The following is a 17,693-nucleotide window of genomic DNA, read 5'->3' as shown; positions in this document are numbered from 1 at the left end:
GAGGCTTTCTCTCATCTTAATCTAATAATTAAGACACTTTATCACCCGGTTTAGCACCAGATTCAGGTGAAATCACCCAAACACCGTCGCCATTACCCGCAGCTAACACCATACCGTTAGAAATACCAAAACGCATTTTACGTGGAGCAAGGTTTGCCACCATCACCACCAATTTACCTTTAAGGTCTTCAGGCTTATAGAACTCACGAATACCACTGAACACATTACGTGGCTCAGCTTCACCGACATTTAAAGTCAATTGAAGGAGTTTATCTGAACCTTCAACGTGAGCCGCTTCAAGAACTTCAGCCACTCGTAGGTCAACTTTCATAAAATCATCAATATTAATGATTTCAGCTTCACCGACTTTAGGCTCAGCTTTCTTCTCTTTGGCTTTCTCTTTTTTCTTCTCAGCTTTTGGCGCTTCAGCAGGGGCAGCTAAAGAATCTTTAGATGCATCGACCATCGCAGCAACCGCTTTCGGATCAACACGTTGCATCAATGGTTGGAATTGAGCGATGTCATGTGCAACCAAGATATGCTTACGAGATTCGAAGTTAAAGCTGTCTAACTGTAAGAACGCTTGAACTTGTTCAGCGAGTGTAGGCAATACAGGTGCAAGGTAAACCGCCAATTGACGGAACAGGTTAATACCCACAGAACACACGTCATGAACTTGTTGTTCTTCGCCTTCAATCTTCGCTAAAGCCCAAGGCTTTTTCTCATCGATGTATTGGTTGGCTTTATCAGCAAGCGCCATGATTTCACGAATCGCGGTTGAGAACTCACGTGATTCATACGCTTGCGCGATTGAATCGCCCGCATCAATAAAGCTTTGCACCAATTCAGGCTCTGCACACGTTGCAGAAAGTTTGTTGTCAAACTTGGTGTTAATGAATTTTGCACAACGACTTGCGATGTTGACCACTTTACCAACCAAGTCAGAATTCACTTTTTGAACGAAATCATCAAGGTTCAAATCCGAATCTTCAACTTTGTCAGAAAGTTTAGATGCGAAGTAATAACGTAAATATTCAGGGTTTAAATGCTCTAAATACGTTTCTGCTTTAATGAACGTACCACGAGATTTTGACATCTTCTGACCATTTACAGTCAAGAAACCATTGACGAATAAGCTTGTTGGTGTACGGTAGTTGGCACCTTCAAGCATTGCAGGCCAGAACAATGCGTGGAAGTAAACAATGTCTTTACCAATGAAGTGATACACTTCATTTTTAGAATCTTTTTTCCAGTAATCGTCAAAGCTTAGGTCAGGACGTTTGGTTTTGATGTAATTTTCAAAGCTTGACATATAGCCGATTGGTGCATCGACCCAAACGTAGAAATATTTGTTTGGTGCATCCGGAATTTCAAAACCAAAATATGGCGCGTCACGAGAAATATCCCAATCCGACAAACCTGCTTCAAACCATTCATCTAACTTGTTGGCAATCGATACAGGTAGGCGACCTTGGTCACGTGTCCATTTTTGCAGGTATTCACCAAAGTTCGGTAATTTAAAGAAGTAGTGATCTGAAGATTTCTCAACAGGAGTTGCACCGCTTAAAGTAGATTTTGGATTTAACAGTTCAGTGGCATTGTAAGTTGTACCGCACACTTCACATGAGTCGCCGTACTGATCTTCCGCTTTACATTTCGGGCATGTGCCTTTAATGAAACGGTCTGACAAGAACATGCCTTTTTCAGGGTCGAACAACTGTGTAACAGGACGAACAGCAATATTGCCGGCTTCACGGTTTTTAAGATAAATCTCAGAGGCACGTGCTTGGTTTTCTGCACTGTTGGTTGAGTCGTAATGATCAAAGTCGACTTTAAAGCCTTTGAAATCACGCTCATGCTCTTGTTGAACGTTGGCAATTTGCTGTTCAGGTGAAATACCGTTGGCTTCAGCACGTAGCATAATCGCTGTGCCGTGAGCATCGTCCGCACATACATAAGTCACGTTATGACCCATTGCACGCATCGCACGTACCCAAATATCAGCTTGGATATAACCGAGTAAATGACCCATATGAATTGGGCCATTCGCGTATGGAAGGGCGTTAGTAACTAAAATATTACGCACGGATTCACTCTCTCATTCGTATTTATTTGCAATGGGCGATAATTTTACATGAGATACGCGATTGTTGCATAAGGCTTTTGGTGAAATCTTTTTCAATAGCAAAGATTGCAGAAGTTTTATCACTATATTGTCAGATCGATATCAGGGATAATTTAGGATTCAGCTGAATTTTTGAGGGTTTTTACATGTACGACGATTTTGATGATTATGAAGATGATCAACCCGTTAAACGTATCAAATCGAATGTGCAGGGCTTGCCCACTTTAGGAAAGCAAATTCTCAATCAAGCACAGGATTATCTTGATCAGATCTCGCAAGGTGAACATACCTTTTTGATCAATCATTTGCATGAACTTGCTCAACAAGATGAATATTTTAATGTACTTGCCGATCAGCTCGATCAACCCGTAGGCGCTAAAGTCGCCAATGATGCATTAAATCTCATGCATTTCTGGCCGCAGATTCATCAGTTTGAAAATATTGAACAATTCAATTTGCTCGATTTAATCAATACTGAATTTTTCCAAACAGAAATGCTGAATGCATTTGATGCCTTAGACTTAAATCAAGACCTCAAAGCCAAGCGCCGTCCGATTCTGCTTGAAAGCTTTAAGATGTATAAGTTAGGTGTGTATAGCGGCTGTATCCCGAATATCTACGCACAGCTTGAAGGTATCCTGACTGATGTCTTGCTCAAAACAGGGTTCTTAAAACAAAACGGCACCAAGTTTGTCGATGTCTATAAAATTGTTCCGGGTTTAAAAGGCAATGAAATTAAGAGCCTGTGGCATAAATCTAAAATTGCCACTGAAATGAATCCGTACTTTGCAGAACTCGCAGCTTATAAGATGGACTCAAGCTCAACTGTGACCATGACCCGTCACAACATGCTGCATGGCACAGACATCGATCATTTTAATCAAGCGCGCAGCTTTATTTTATTTATTTGGCTATTCTCAGCAGTTAGCTTTATGTCTACCGTGCGGGTTTAAATTTAGCTGACTGAGTAGCTAATCTTGGGATGTAAAGCACAGCTGTATGACATGCAACATTGTGTTGAAACTCTGTTGCAAAATGCAGCTTTCACCGAATTTTGGCTGTTGTCGCGGTATATCTATATGCAAATCACGTGAAATTGCATAGGAGTATCAATACATGAGTAGCAATAAGCATGTCAATGAACTAAAAGAAAACACACAAAAAGTGAAACATCAGGTCAGTGAATAAGCCCTAGAAGCCCAACATGCCGTGGAAGAAAAAGCCGAAACGATTAAGGAAAATGCCAAAGAAACTGTAGATGCCTTAAAAAACGATACATCAACGGTAAAATCGGAAACTAGCTCCAATCTCGATCATCTGAAAGAAACCGCAGGGCAGACTTTAGAAGCAGCGAAAGAAAAAGCCGAGACTCTGAAAAAAGATGCCGTTGAAAAGTTAGGTGATTTAAAAGTACAAGCCACTGAAAAATTGCATGACCTCAAACAGAAAGCCACAGAAACCTTAAATAAATTTAAAAAAGATGATCAGGCTTAATCGATCAGATTTAAAAAACCAAGCAATTTGCTTGGTTTTTTAAGGGTGTTTGATGATTATGTTCAAAGCAATACTTAACCTTGCTTGAAAACCTCGTTAAACTAGGCCATTCAGATGACTATTCACAGTTTTGGAGTAACCTATGTCGTGGCTTTCTTCGCTTAAATCGGTTTTTAAACCTTCACAGGGGGTTAACGAAGAAGCGGTGCAACAGGTACTACAAACCTATATCTTGCCAAATTCCAATAACGCCCTGAAAGACCGTATTACGCAAGTCAATGTACAAGGCGCAGTGCTGCAAATCACCATCAATACCGTACCAAGTGAAAAAGACCAATTACAACAAATTCATGATGAATTGGCAGATGCATTGGAAAAATGCGGTATTCAAGAACTGAATATGCATGTGATCCAACATAAAACCGGTGAACATGGTGAAAAAGGCGGCTGTGGACATCATCATGCAGAAGGTGAAAGCTGTTCAAGTCAAAATGCTAAAGCACCGAAAGCTAATCTTCCACCTGTGGTTGATGCCTCATCAAGCCAAGATGCAGTGAAGCAAGCCAATGCCAATTATCAACCACAGCAAGCAGAAGCCCCAATCCAAAAAGCCGCACCGCAGCAACGTGACGTACCTAAGCATCCTCGTATTCAGAATGTCATTTTAGTCTCTTCAGGTAAGGGTGGTGTAGGTAAGTCTACAACCACGGTCAACCTTGCTTTGGCGCTACAAAAACAAGGCTTAAAAGTCGGTGTTTTGGATGCTGATATTTATGGTCCGAGTATTCCGACCATGCTTGGCAATGCAGGCAAAACACCTATGATCGAAGCAGAGCAGTTTGTTCCGCTTGAAGCCTATGGTATGGCGGTACTGTCTATTGGGCACTTAACCGGGGACAATAATACGCCGGTGGCTTGGCGTGGACCAAAAGCAACAGGTGCGTTGATGCAGCTGTTTAACCAAACCTTATGGCCAGACTTAGATGTCTTGATGATTGATATGCCACCGGGTACAGGCGATATTCAATTGACGCTTGCGCAGCGTATTCCAGTCACTGGTGCTGTGATTGTCACAACACCACAAAACGTGGCATTGCTTGATGCCACTAAAGGGATTGAGCTGTTTAACCGTGTACAGATTCCGGTCATGGGTGTCGTGGAAAATATGTCGACTCATATTTGTTCGAACTGTGGCCATGAAGAACAAATTTTCGGTACTGGTGGTGGTGATCAACTTGCTCAGCAGTACGATATTCCATTATTAGGACGTCTGCCTTTAAATGCCTCAATTCGTGAAAATACCGATGCAGGTACGCCGTCTGTGATGGCAGGAGATGCAGCCGCAGAAAGTTATGTAGAGATTGCAGCAAAAATTGCAGCAAAATTGCCAAAAGTAGAAAAAGATCAGTCGCGTATTTTCTAAAATATCACGATTCAAAAACCTGCATCCGTGCAGGTTTTTTTGTCCGTAAAATTTGAATTTGAACGGTTTTGAAGTGTTGAGGAACAACATATCGGTTCAATTATTTTCATTAGAGTCAAATTCAGTTAAAGTACGTCTCAATTATTGAATTTATGATTTTTGGATTTATATCAATGGCAATTAAGTCTGATCGCTGGATTCGCGAAATGAGCGAAAAACACGGCATGATCGAACCGTATGCAGAAAACCAAGTTCGTTTAGATGAAAATGGTGAAAAACTCATTTCTTATGGCGTATCAAGCTATGGTTATGATGTGCGTTGCGCCCGTGAATTTAAAGTATTTACCAATGTGCATTCTGCAATTGTCGATCCGAAAAACTTCGATGACAAAAGCTTTATTGACATTGAATCAGACGTTTGTATCATTCCGCCAAACTCATTTGCATTAGCACGTACGGTTGAATATTTCCGTATTCCACGTAATGTGTTGACCGTGTGCTTGGGTAAATCGACTTATGCACGCTGCGGTATTATTGTAAATGTAACGCCACTTGAGCCTGAGTGGGAAGGTCACGTGACACTTGAGTTTTCCAACACTACAAACTTACCAGCACGTATTTATGCGGGTGAGGGTGTAGCACAAATGTTGTTCTTTGAATCTGATGAAGTTTGCGAAACATCGTACAAAGACCGTGGTGGTAAATATCAAGGTCAAACTGGCGTAACCTTACCGAAAGCGTAAGCACTGACTAAAATATTGAATAAGCGGAGTATTTTACTCCGCTTATTTTTTGTCTGATTCATTCATCGGAAACTTATGTATTTTGATCATGAGTCTTTGGAAATTAGCTAAAAATTAAGCATAATACAAAAGTATATCTATAAAAAATTAGACGTAGCACTCGTCAAAGAAATTGAAGATCAGCGGCTTGGAAGCTGAAAAATAAAGATGCGGAGCATCATATAAGAAGGAAGTTTGAGATGACTCAATCAAATGGTATTCATCGTTTTCGTAAACGTTACTTGGCATTTGCTGTAGCTTTTAGCATGCTTCCATCTGCATATGCGATGCAGGAGCTTTCAGATCATTCTTTATCTGAGTCGACGGGTGAAGGTGTTGCGCTGGTTTTGGAAGATTTTAAGATGGTTTTTCAAGGAGCTAATGATAAGTCGACTGGCTCAAGTTATAATCGTCAAGACATAAAAATTATTAATCCTACTCAATACGATACTGGTTTTATTCGCATTATTCCGACGGGAGAGAATTACAGAATATTAGGTCAACGCGCATATGATAAAATATATAAAGATACTTATCACAATGCTTATAACACAGCAAAAAATGACCAAGATTTATATGCTGGAGTATATCAGGCGACATATAATGCAAAAAATGCTGAATATATAGATGAAAATCAGGGAAATATATTGGATGAAGTTGAATCAAACTATGGTCAACTATATCGTAATCAAGAATTGCAAAAATACGTCGAAACGCAAGAGTTTATAGATTATTACAATACTCGCTATGATCAGTATTACAGACTTAGTGGAAGTTTGACCAACGATGGTACAACCAAGTTTCAGAGAGCAGCGAATACTATTTGGAGTGATACTAACTCAAAGCAAGCGGCAATGTATAACACGCTTGAAATGATCGAGATTCGCTATGGGGCTAGAAGCACTGATGATGTAATTACACCAGAGGTTACAGAAAAAATAAATGAATTATATAATTTAATCTTAGCGCAACGGGCAGATGAATATGCTATTAAAGAAGCATTGGCTGCTCAAGGTGCTGCGGAATTAAATATACTTGAACTAGCCGAAACAATAGCAAGACAAACTGCATCACAAAGTACAGTTGGTTCATTAAGGACTAAAGCTGATGTATTTATCTATGGGTTAGCTTTATCTAAGAATGATGGATCACTAAGCACAAGATATAGCAATCAAGCATTTAATTGGGGAAGTAGTGATAACCCTTGGTTATTCCGTGCTGGTTCAGAAAATGTAATGCAATTTATAGATGACGGTACATTACAAAAAATAGGTTTCTTGGCACTAGAGGCGCCATTAGCGTTAATAGATGGCTCAGACATGGATAATAATATTAAATTTGGCTTTTGGACAGATATTTTTTCCCGCGAATTAAGCTCTAATTCACAAGTCAATCCACAAACGGGTGCTCCTATATATGGATTAGATTCTGATTATAGATTGCGTGCACAAGTCGTAGCTAATGGACTGAGTTTTAATGGGTCTCAAGTCAGAATTTTTCAAACGCTAGGGCCAGATCCTACATTAGAGAGTAATAAAGATATTATTAATAGAGATTATTTTCAAACATTAGGCATAGCAGGATTATTACGTATAAATACAGATAATTCTCCAGAAAATGCAAAGTTTATAGATACACGTCTATATTCTCGGTTAGAAAAATTTAATAGTACTGATAGTTCTGTAATTACACAGGCGAGAATTTTAAACAATAATGTTCCACAGCTGCCATCGAATCCATCTAAACAGCAACTGGATGAATATAACACTAAGCTAGCGTTATTAAACAATTTCCTGAATCAAAATCAGTTGGATTTAGAGTTAATATCAATTGAAACTGAGGAATTAGCCAATAAATATAAAAATAATCCAAACGATTTTGCAGTAAAAAATAGGTTATTGAATGCTAAAGGTATTCGAATAAGTACAGCAACAGAGGATGATCTTGATGATGAATATTCAACACCAGCGATGAAAGTAGGCCTAAAAGCCCCTATTTTTGATGCAACAGAAGGTTTATATATTTATAGCCCAAATATTAATTTAGTACTTGGTAATATGTATCAACCTTTTATTGTTGGGTCAGATGGTAACAATATTATTTTAGAAGTTACGCGGATTCCTAATGAACAAAATATTTATAAGAAAATTTATCAGAATTATACGGACATTGTTGATACAAAGGATCGGTCGCATTTTGAAGGCAGAACTTGTAATGTTTCATCATGTGGAACGCCTATACAAGCTTCGAGCATAGATACAGCTCCAAAATATCAAGGCCGAGATGCGACACATAGTAGTATAGCAATTGGTACATCAGAGGTAATTGGTAATAACTTACTTAAAGCGAAAACCGGGGTTGATGCAACAGGTATTGTATTTAAAGATACCAATGGTACTACAAAAAATTTCGGTTCAGCTGTAATTGATGGTGTTTTAATTCAGCATTTAAAAATTAAGACCACAGGACTATAACTTGACAACAGATGGAGTAAATAATGTTAAAAAGATTATTTCTAAGTAGCTTGTTTGGTCTTTCATTAGGTTCGCAAGCAGCTTTAGTTAATTTGTCAAATGACCAATTGACACAAGCCATTGGGCAGGGTGGTGCTGATTTAAATTGGACACTTTCATTAAATCATGAATATGCTACCAATATGGAGATAAATGAGATTTCTACAGGGATAGGAAATGATTTTGAAGTCTATTATAAATTAGATGAAACTGCCTGTGGATTAAAAAAAGTTTTGTGCCGCCTTGCAATTGCACCAAATAATCATCTTGATGAAAATGGAAATAAAAAATGGTTAGTATTTAAAGGAGTTCAAGGCACAGTACAGATTGATAAATTTTCATTAGATGGAACTACTATTACAAGAATGATAAATAACAATAATACGCGTCAACAAACAGCACTGAAAATTAGTTTTGAGGATAAATATCCATTTAAAATTAGAAATTTAGGATTTGAAACTTTAGCAGTAGAAAATGCAAAGGAAATACTTCCTGGAGACTCAGAAGTATCTACAACAGGTAAAACTTATACGGAAGGTTATTTAAACACTGATATTTATAAAACAAATGAAGAGATAACTGACTATGATGTACAAACTGATAGTATACCCAAAAATTGGTTTGATTCAGGTGCTGAAAAAGGATTTATGGGGATTAATGTACATGGAAATTTACATATAAACGGTAATATTAAAATTTTTAGTTATAACTGTGATGGCACTGGACGCTGTTAAACATAATTCTTAGGAATAAACAGATGAAAACAACTATAAAATTAAATTTATTGACAGCATGTCTGCTACTTGCACAACAAAGTTATGCTTTACAACTATTACAAGAAAAAGAGTTGAGTCATATTACTGGACAAGATGGCATAACTATTAACCATCAAATTCAAGGTGCTATTGTTAAAGACGATCATGGAAAAATTACAAGCGAAAGCCCTGCTGCAACTATAGATAAATTAAATTGGTATGATCCAAATGGCAGTCAAATAACTAAAAATGGTATGGGTCTACATAATGTAAATATTTATGGATTAGATGGCCAAGCAATAAATAGTAAATTAGAGCTTGATGTTGGTACAACTGCATATGGAACTGGCATAGGTATGTCCTTCACAGTTTCACCTTTTAAACTAAACTCGAAACTTAATTTGGTTGAGGTAGAATGTACGGGAGGTGCTATCTGTAAACAACATACCAATAATATAAGGTTAGATGGTGATTATAAAGAATATTCAATGGGTGGGCTCGAAATTAGTACAGCTGTACCATTTCAATTAGTGTTACAAACTACATCAGGCTTGTTTAACAAAAATGCACCAGGTTATATTAATTTTAATTTAAGTAATGCGTCTATTAAGCACACCATGGGTGACTATGGGTTAGCACTTGATAATTTTAATTTTAATTTTTCTGGCACAGGTTATATTTATATAGATCCAGTCGAAGGAATAGTACTGACAAGTAATAATGGATCTACTGAAAATACACGCTATATTAATCTTACACCTACACCAGTTTTAGATGCCAATGGTGAGGCAACACAAGCACATGCTGCAGGTGTAAATTTTGATTTGAGATATCATCACAAAGATGCTGATGAAAAAACTACCGTAAAAAATATAATGAGATATGGTATTTCTGGTAGTGTTAAAGATGCGCGTCTATCTTTAGGTGCGACTCAAGGTGGAGATGGACTTCCGTTACGGCAAACTGCATTAAATGCCTTTGATATTACAAATGGCAAAGATAAGAATGCGTTGAGTCAGTTAGAAACAGTTAATAATGGCTATGGTCAAGAAAGTGGCGGATTACATCTAAATTTATCAGCTGCATTTGTAAATGAAACTGAAGCAAGTAAAAACCAAGATTTAACCGCAACTACATTAGAATTAGGTCATACTGGTAAAGATAGTTACGCTATTCAATTTAGAGACTTAAGAACACTAACTGGCCAAAAATCGGCATATATTGATTTTGGCGATATTTATATTAATACCATTAAAGCCAATAATTTAGAATTTAAGATTAATAATAAGATTCGTGAGGTATTAGGTTATAGTGATGAATATACAGTAACTCAAACCTTAGTTGGTCATCATAATGCTTCTGCTAATAATGTAGCTTTAATTGCAATTCGTGCGATGGACTTTCAAGCCATTGCGGGAAGTGCAAACTTTATTTCAAATGATAATGGGGATTCGACAAGTTCAGGTAATTGGGGAATTGGCATCCCAATTTATAATTTAAATGCAAATATAGCGTTATCAGGAACTACTGTAAATAATCAGCAAGCACTTGCATACAATGTTATTGCTTCTACTGATGGTTACGGGATAGATAAAGTAACTAACTCACCAAGTACAACCTCTATATTAATTATTGATGGTGATAATAATTATTATGCTGGACTTCGTAATATTGATGCATTTTTTGAGTCCAATGGAACTATAAGTTATGAAGAGCGTGGTATTAAAATTATTGCGAATAAATTACTTTTCGCAGCAGATGCCGAACTTGCAATAGGAAAATTGCCAAGTACTGAAAATCCTGATTCTAATTTTGATTTTACGGATCGAGAAGATGTATTAACAAATATCGCTTTTAAACTGGATGGTAGTGGTAATTTATTAATTATACCTGGGCTAGAAGACTCGAACGATACATCAAAAGAAAAAAACTTCTTATCTTTTGAGGCAGATTTTATTTTTAGACCATTAAATGATACCCCTACGGATGAAAAAAATTTAGGAAGCTATTTTAGTTTAAGCAATATCGATAGTGATGGTATTAATGAAGAAGTTTCTTCAGTTATGATCAAAGAAATACAAGGGCATTTAGGTTTGGCATCAAAAATTCAGGTAAAAAAAGATACTGTTGTATTAGATAATCAAATTAAATTCAATTATACCAATGATTTAAGTAATGTTTTTCGTGCCAACCTAGCTATGCAAACAGATAGTAATATTCATAATATGGCAAATTTAGCGATTACAGGTGGGACACTGCGTAGTACTTTAGGGATAAAACCAAGATAAAAAAGGATTTTATGATGAATATAATAATCAAAAAATGTATGTTAATAGCACTATGTTGTTCTGGAACATATAATTTTGCAATGATGCCTTTAAATGACAAAGAATTATCTTTTATCGATGGTCAAGCTTTGTTATCGATGGAAGTGCAAAAAGGTTTTAATCAAAATGATGCGATTGGAAATACTTATAATCAGTCTAATCTTTCTTTTTACAAACTTGGTCTCGAAGCTGAGATGGAAATTAATACTAATATAAAAAAATTGCAGTTAGGGTGTGGGGGGACAAATGGGGCTAATGGCTGTGACATTGATATTGATCATATAGCTTTAAGTGGATATCCGGGTATTGGTTATGATACTGATTCTTTATCAGGTGCTAATGCACGTGCAGGTAGTTCTGCATTAATTGTAAATCCATTTATTCAGTTGGCTATTAAAAATCCAGATCAAGCATCAATAAGAGAAGTAGTTGGGTTTCGTCTTAGTGCAGAAAAAATTAGTGGACTATTAACTTTAGGGCTTGAAAATAGTAATACACCAAATGGCATTAATAGTTTTAGTGGATATATGAAAACTAAAGCTTCTTCAGGAGTTGCACGAACAGCTGAGGGGGAGATGAATTTTTCCTCTACTGGACAAAATATTGAAGGAGCAGTAAAAGGCAAATTATTTGGTATAACTTTACCTTTGGACTTACATTACACAGCTGATGTGTATAATTTTAAATTACAAGAAACAAATGCACCTTTTACTATTCCATCTACGATAGTTTCAGGTACACGTATGAAAGAAGTAGAACTAAAAGGTACTGGCACAGTTGATACAATTAATTTTAGTGGACCCTTAGAAGCACAATTGCTAGATGGATTCTTAACATTAAAAAAAGATATTACAGGTTATTTAACTGGGTTAAAAACAGATATTACTGTTACTCAAAATCTAGGTTTAATTCATGCTTTATATTTGAATAATCCAGCATCCTTATCTTTACAATCTATAAATGTTTTGTGGCCTGGAGCAGCCGTTGCTGCTAACCAAGGGTGGTGGTTATCAATGGAAGATGAGGTTGATTTAGGAAGTATTTCACCAACCGATAAAGTTATTATTACTCCTGAAGTGCTAAAGCAAACAATAGCTGGTATTAATAGCGATTTAACTTCAAAACCACGAGAGTGTGGAGATTTACTATTAGGTTGTATTGCAACGGCTGCACTTGATGTTGGGGAAATTAAGAACCCAACATTAATTGAATTTCCTTTAAATAATTTAAATTTAGCAGGCCAAAATTTTGCTCCAAACTGCTTTGGTGGTTATAAATTCTGCTAACCACAGCCATAAAAAATCCCGCTATATCAGCGGGATTTTTTTTTATTGCAAAGACCAATTATTTCGCAATTTTCGCCAATAATTCTTCTTTAGAAACGTTTGCAGATTCAGCGTCTCGGCGACCTTTATATTCAAATGTACCTGCATCCAAACCTTTTTCACCAATCACAATACGGTGTGGAATACCGGTAATTTCAAGGTCAGAGAATTTCACCCCTGGACGTTCATCACGGTCATCCAATAACACGTCAAAACCTGCGGCTTGAAGTTCTGCATACAGTACTTCAGCTGCTTCCATGGTACGTGGTGATTTATGTGCATTCATCGGCACAATCGCAACTTCAAATGGAGCAATCGCGCTTGGCCAGATAATGCCTTTTTCATCAAAGTTTTGTTCAATGGCAGAAGCAACAACACGTGTCACACCAATACCATAACAACCCATCGTCACGACAGTTGGTTTACCGTCTTTACCTAATACTTTACAGCCTAAAGCTTCAGAGTATTTTTTGCCCAATTGGAAGATATGACCCACTTCAATACCACGTTTAATTTGTAGTGTGCCTTTACCATCTGGAGATGGATCGCCTTCAACCACATTGCGTAGGTCGTACACTTCCGTAAACTTGGCATCACGTTCCCAGTTCACACCAGTCGCATGTTTATCTGCTTCATTTGCACCTGCTACAAAGTCAGACAATACTGATGCTGCACGGTCTACAATGACAGTAAGACCTTTTTCAACCAAGCCTTGAGGGCCAACAAAACCAGCAGTTAAGCCAAGTGCAGTCAATTGTTCTTCAGTTGCAAAAGTAAGTGGTGCTGAAATTAATGGGTGTTTTTCCGCTTTAATTTCATTCAGTTCATGGTCACCACGAAGGAATAAAGCCACCACAGGTGCAGCTTTACCTTCTTCTGCAACACCTTGAACAAGGAGTGCTTTCACCGATTGCGCTGCATCTGTACCTAAGAAGGCTGATACATCCGCAATGGTTTTTTGATTTGGTGTATCAACAATTTTTAATTCTTGAGTCGGTGCAGCACGTTCACCGACAAGCACGGCTTCAGCCATTTCGACGTTGGCTGCATAGTCAGATTCTGTTGAGAATGCAATATCGTCTTCACCACTAGATGCCAATACGTGGAACTCGTGTGATCCTGAACCACCAATTGAACCCGTATCCGCTTGTACAGGGCGGAAGTTTAAACCCAGACGAGTAAAGATTTTGCAGTACGCAGCGTACATTTTGTCATAGGTTTCTTGTAAAGATGCTTGGTCAATATGGAATGAATAAGCATCCTTCATCACAAATTCACGTGAACGCATTACACCAAAACGTGGACGAATTTCATCACGGAATTTTGTTTGCACTTGGTAGAAGTTTGCTGGCAACTGTTTGTAGCTTTTCAGTTCATTGCGAGCAAGATCTGTAATCACTTCTTCGTGTGTAGGACCAAGCACAAAGTCATTGGTATGACGGTCTTTAAAGCGTAAAAGTTCAGGACCATACTGCACATAACGACCTGATTCTTCCCATAAAGAAGCAGGTTGCGTAACAGGCATGAGGACTTGAAGTGAACCTGCACGGTCCATTTCTTCACGGATAATTGCTTCTACTTTATTTAATACGCGAACACCCATTGGCAACCAAGTATATAAACCTGAAGCCAATTTACGAATCATACCGGCACGAAGCATTAGCTGATGTGAAATCACTTCAGCATCGTTTGGGGTTTCTCTTAATGTTGCAAATAAAAAGCGACTCGCGCGCATGGAAGCTGTCCTAAAAAATTAAGCCTTGAAAGCGAAGATTATACAATAAAAAATGAGGTGCACATTTTTCAATGTCACCTCATCTCGAGTAACTGAAATTATGACATGATTTTTCGTGCTTGGCGTGACATAAAATTCTTAAAGTCATCCAAATAGGTAAAGATCACCGGCACCACCACTAATGTAAGGAGGGTGGAGGTGATCACACCGCCAATGACCGCATGCGCCATTGGGGCACTTTGTTCGCCGCCTTCACCAAGTCCAAGTGACAATGGCACCATACCCATGACCATGGCACTTGTCGTCATGAGAATTGGCCGTAATCGAGTTTTGCCTGCAGCAATAATGGCATCATATCGCTCCTCACCACGATCCATGGCTTTTTTAATAAAGTCGATAAGTAGAATTGCATTTTTGGTCACCAGACCCATGAGCATAATGATCCCAATAATCGAGAATAAGTTCATAGTAGAATTAAACAGGAACAAAGCCAAGAACACCCCAATTAAGGACAGCGGTAAGGACGCCATAATCGCAGCAGGGTGAATAAAGCTGTTGAACTGTGAACCCAGCACAATGTAAATAAATACAATGGAAAGGGTAATTGCGGTTAAGGCATAACCTGCAGACTCTGCCATATCAGCATTGGAACCTTGAGTGTCAAAGCTATAGCCCACTGGCATATCAAACTTCTCTTGCATAGCGCTGATATCATTGCCGATATCACCTGCAGGTCGACCTGACGTATTGGCTTCAACCAACACTTCACGAGCTAAATCACGACGGTTAATTTGCGAAGCGCCTAACTTCTCTTCAAAAGTCGCTACACTAGAAAGAGGTGTCAAAATTGGTTGGCCATTTGCATCTGTTTTACTTGAAGTGACATACAGATTTTGGAGATCACTTGGTAATGCACGATCTTTTTCAGCTAAACGAAGATGCACATCATAAGTTTCACCTTTCGGATCTTGCCATGTGGTGACATCATCACCTGCAATTAAAGGCCGAACGGCATTGGCAATTTGATTCACCGACAAGCCTAAATCACTGGCTAGAATACGATTGATTTGCATATCTAGAGTTGGTTTAGGCTCTTTCAAAGACGTTTCTAAATCCACTACGCCATCAATTTTTGCCATTTCTACCATAAAACGATCCGAGATTTTTTGCAGTTCATTTAAATCTGGACCTTTGATAGAAATCATAATTGGCTTTTGACCACCAGAGACTGTTTCATCTGCAGAGGCAACCGATGTAACGCTTATGCCACCAACAGTTTTAAGTCGTTCACGGAACTCATTGTTCAGTTCACTCAGGCTTTTACTACGTTCGGTACGCGGTGTGACCGTCACGCGAATACTGACATGGTTTTTACCACGGTCTGTTAAGCCATTGATGACACCATATGTACTTAAAGTATCAGGATGTTGCTTAATTACACGCTCAACTTGTTGTAACTTAGCTTGTGAATATTCAAGACTGGAATCAACAGGCGTTTCAAATTTAATTCGAATCTCACCCTTGTCAGGTACAGGGACAAACTCAGTCCCAATCATTTTTGATAACCCGAGTGCACCAAACAGTGAAGCGACAGCGACTATCAGCGTGATTAATCTAAATCGTAAAGCAAGTTTCAGTAGTTTTTCATAAACATGACTTAGATTATCTAAACGTGAGGAGATGAAATTAAAGAAACGTTTAACTACGCCAGGTTTTTTATTTGGATCAGCTTTGCGTTCTGCCCAGTGTGCTGACAGCATTGGATCGAGCGTGAAACTCACAAACATCGAAATCAGTACAGCGGCACTGACCGTTACCCCAAACTGATAGAAGAAACGGCCAATAATACCGCCCATAAAGGCAACAGGGAGGAATACAGCCACAATGGTCAAAGTCGTTGCGAGGACGGCTAAACCAATTTCTTTCGTTCCATCAAGTGCTGCCGTGACATGATCTTTACCCATGTCGGCATGCCGCACAATGTTTTCGCGTACCACGATGGCATCATCAATGAGTAGGCCAATACTGAGTGACAGTGCCAGTAAGGTCATCATATTGATGGTAAAACCAAATATCCAAATAAAAGTTAAGGTACCAAGTAAAGAAATCGGCAGGGTAAGCCCTGTAATAATGGTTGAACGATAGGAACCTAAAAACAGTAATACAATCAAGACTGCAAGAACTGCACCTTCGATAATGGTTCTTGCCACGCTAGAGATACTGCCACGAATACTTTTCGATGAGTCAACAACGACTTTGAGTGTGGTGCCTTTGGGTAATTGTTGTTCAATGAGATCTAAAGTTTTATACGTTTGATCCACGACTTCAATGACGTTAGAATCAGAGCTACGTAAAATATCAATCGCAACAGCAGCTTTACCATTTAAAAAGGCTGAAGACTCGAGATCAGCTTGAGTGTCTTTTACATTTGCAACTTGTTTTAAAAATATTGGCGCGCCGTTTTTATTAGCAACAATTAAATCACCAAAACCAAGCGGATGTTTGACCTTAGAGTTGATCTCAATAACGAGTTCAGAGTTTTCAGATTTCAGTGTACCGCCCGGCACCTCAATATTTTCAGCTTTTAATGTATTGATGACACTATCAATACCAATGCCATAGGCTTGTAATTTTTGTGGTTCAACTTCAATGCGAATCTGACGCTGTGCATCACCCAATAGGTTAACGGTACCCACACCTGCAACTGTTCTAAGCTGAGGAACAATACGTTGATCTAAATAAGAACTGAGCGATTTAAGATCCATGTTGGTCGATTCAAATACAATCGACATAATCGCATTTGCTGTAGGGTCATAACGCTCCACAATGGGATCTTGAATTTCGTCTCGAAACTCAGCCGTGACCGAGGCTATTTTGTCCCGAACATCTTGTGCTGCTGTAGTTGAAGAAACATCTAAGTTGAATTCAGCCGTGATCATTGACAGTCCTTCACTGGACTGAGAAATGACCTGCTTTAACCCTGAGATGGTATTAATCTGATCTTCAAGTTTTTTAGTAATTTCTGATTCAACCGTTTCTGGTGATGCACCAGGATAGTTGGTGTAAACTACGACAAAAGGAAAGTCTACATCAGGAAATTCTTCCACGCCCATTCGTTGCCAAGATGCAAGACCGATCACCATCAAACAGAACATCATCATGATGGTGAACACAGGGTATTTCACACTGATTCGAGTTAACCACATAGTTCAGT

Annotated in this window: 11 protein-coding genes; 8 read left to right on the top strand and 3 right to left on the bottom strand. The window is 38.4% G+C overall.

The window, feature by feature from the left end; translation table 11 throughout:
- Positions 1-28 precede the first annotated feature (28 nt).
- Positions 29-2,086 (bottom strand): methionine--tRNA ligase, encoded by a 2,058-nt coding sequence (metG, locus tag A3K93_RS09160; protein WP_067730933.1) that lies wholly within the window; start codon positions 2,084-2,086, stop codon positions 29-31.
- Positions 2,087-2,271: 185 nt separating this feature from the next.
- Here metG and A3K93_RS09155 point away from each other — a divergent pair, with 185 nt between their 5' ends.
- The 8 genes from A3K93_RS09155 to A3K93_RS09120 all read left to right on the top strand — a co-directional run bounded on the left by A3K93_RS09155 (position 2,272) and on the right by A3K93_RS09120 (position 12,705).
- A complete protein-coding gene (locus A3K93_RS09155) occupies positions 2,272-3,078 on the top strand; it encodes a hypothetical protein (RefSeq protein ID WP_067730930.1) in 807 nt (268 codons plus the stop codon).
- A 256-nt stretch (positions 3,079-3,334) separates the two neighbouring features.
- Complete coding sequence (locus tag A3K93_RS09150; protein WP_067730928.1) at positions 3,335-3,619, top strand: hypothetical protein; 285 nt, start codon at positions 3,335-3,337, stop codon at positions 3,617-3,619.
- A gap of 142 nt (positions 3,620-3,761) precedes the next feature.
- Positions 3,762-5,042 carry an iron-sulfur cluster carrier protein ApbC gene (gene apbC / locus A3K93_RS09145; protein ID WP_067730926.1) on the top strand — a complete coding sequence of 427 codons (1,281 nt, stop codon included), beginning with the start codon at positions 3,762-3,764 and terminating at the stop codon, positions 5,040-5,042.
- Positions 5,043-5,215: 173 nt separating this feature from the next.
- Positions 5,216-5,785, top strand: coding sequence for a dCTP deaminase (gene dcd, locus A3K93_RS09140; protein ID WP_067730924.1), 570 nt, complete (start codon positions 5,216-5,218; stop codon positions 5,783-5,785).
- Between the two features lie 239 nt (positions 5,786-6,024).
- Positions 6,025-8,298, top strand: a complete 2,274-nt coding sequence (locus tag A3K93_RS09135) for a hypothetical protein (RefSeq protein WP_067730921.1) — start codon at positions 6,025-6,027, stop codon at positions 8,296-8,298.
- A gap of 23 nt (positions 8,299-8,321) precedes the next feature.
- Positions 8,322-9,071, top strand: coding sequence for a hypothetical protein (locus A3K93_RS09130; RefSeq protein WP_067730919.1), 750 nt, complete (start codon positions 8,322-8,324; stop codon positions 9,069-9,071).
- A 23-nt stretch (positions 9,072-9,094) separates the two neighbouring features.
- Entirely contained in the window at positions 9,095-11,380 is a 2,286-nt protein-coding gene (locus A3K93_RS09125; RefSeq protein WP_067730917.1) for a DUF6160 family protein, read from the top strand.
- Between the two features lie 11 nt (positions 11,381-11,391).
- On the top strand, positions 11,392-12,705 hold the full coding sequence (locus A3K93_RS09120; RefSeq protein ID WP_067730915.1) for a hypothetical protein: 1,314 nt from the start codon (positions 11,392-11,394) through the stop codon (positions 12,703-12,705).
- A gap of 58 nt (positions 12,706-12,763) precedes the next feature.
- On the opposite strand, the gene A3K93_RS09115 is transcribed toward A3K93_RS09120, so the two are convergent.
- Together A3K93_RS09115 and A3K93_RS09110 are read right to left on the bottom strand one after the other, a co-directional pair.
- A complete protein-coding gene (locus A3K93_RS09115) occupies positions 12,764-14,479 on the bottom strand; it encodes a proline--tRNA ligase (RefSeq protein WP_067730913.1) in 1,716 nt (571 codons plus the stop codon).
- 98 nt (positions 14,480-14,577) lie between these two features.
- Positions 14,578-17,685: an efflux RND transporter permease subunit gene (locus A3K93_RS09110; RefSeq protein ID WP_067730911.1), complete on the bottom strand. Its 3,108-nt coding sequence runs from the start codon at positions 17,683-17,685 to the stop codon at positions 14,578-14,580.
- Between the last annotated feature and the right edge of the window lie 8 nt (positions 17,686-17,693).

Origin of the sequence: Acinetobacter sp. NCu2D-2 (genome assembly GCF_001647675.1) — a bacterium.
GTDB lineage: Bacteria > Pseudomonadota > Gammaproteobacteria > Pseudomonadales > Moraxellaceae > Acinetobacter.
Note: the sequence above shows the minus strand (reverse complement) of the source record. Positions and strands in the feature narration are given on the sequence as shown.

Excerpts from the sequence above, each read along its gene's own strand:
- A3K93_RS09155 (WP_067730930.1), top strand. The coding sequence starts at position 2,272 with ATGTACGACGATTTTGATGATTATGAAGATGATCAACCCGTTAAACGT.
- A3K93_RS09110 (WP_067730911.1), bottom strand. The coding sequence starts at position 17,685 with ATGTGGTTAACTCGAATCAGTGTGAAATACCCTGTGTTCACCATCATG.
- A3K93_RS09115 (WP_067730913.1), bottom strand. The coding sequence starts at position 14,479 with ATGCGCGCGAGTCGCTTTTTATTTGCAACATTAAGAGAAACCCCAAAC.
- A3K93_RS09130 (WP_067730919.1), top strand. The coding sequence starts at position 8,322 with ATGTTAAAAAGATTATTTCTAAGTAGCTTGTTTGGTCTTTCATTAGGT.
- A3K93_RS09135 (WP_067730921.1), top strand. The coding sequence starts at position 6,025 with ATGACTCAATCAAATGGTATTCATCGTTTTCGTAAACGTTACTTGGCA.
- A3K93_RS09120 (WP_067730915.1), top strand. The coding sequence starts at position 11,392 with ATGATGAATATAATAATCAAAAAATGTATGTTAATAGCACTATGTTGT.
- dcd (WP_067730924.1), top strand. The coding sequence starts at position 5,216 with ATGGCAATTAAGTCTGATCGCTGGATTCGCGAAATGAGCGAAAAACAC.
- apbC (WP_067730926.1), top strand. The coding sequence starts at position 3,762 with ATGTCGTGGCTTTCTTCGCTTAAATCGGTTTTTAAACCTTCACAGGGG.
- A3K93_RS09125 (WP_067730917.1), top strand. The coding sequence starts at position 9,095 with ATGAAAACAACTATAAAATTAAATTTATTGACAGCATGTCTGCTACTT.